Source organism: Nocardia cyriacigeorgica (assembly GCF_010858045.1).
Lineage (GTDB): Bacteria > Actinomycetota > Actinomycetes > Mycobacteriales > Mycobacteriaceae > Nocardia > Nocardia cyriacigeorgica_E.
Genome location: NZ_JAAGVC010000265.1, coordinates 1 through 306, shown reverse-complemented (window position 1 = coordinate 306; position 306 = coordinate 1). Strand labels below are relative to the sequence as shown.

At 62.1% G+C, this 306-nt stretch carries 1 protein-coding gene; it reads left to right on the top strand.

Features of this window, described 5'->3' with window-relative positions; genetic code table 11:
* Window positions 1-306: 4-alpha-glucanotransferase (locus GV790_RS29645; RefSeq protein ID WP_163818123.1), on the top strand; the 306-nt coding region annotated here is incomplete at both ends.

Below are 306 nucleotides of genomic sequence, written 5' to 3'. Positions count from 1 at the left end.
GTGGTGGGTACCCGTCGGTCTCGGCCCGCGTATGGGTACTTACATACGGTACGACCACGAAGCCATGGTTGGTATTTTGGCGCTGGAGGCGCACCGGGCTGGCGCCCTTGTCGTGGGCGAGGACCTGGGAACGGTAGAGCCGTGGGTGCGCGCCTACTTGCGTGAGCGCGGCATCATGGGCACCTCGGTCCTGTGGTTCGAGAATGGTGAGAATGGCAATCCGCTGCCTCCTGAGCAGTGGCGCGAGTACGCCATGAGTTCGGTCACTACCCATGATTTACCTCCCACTACTGGGTATCTGGCTGG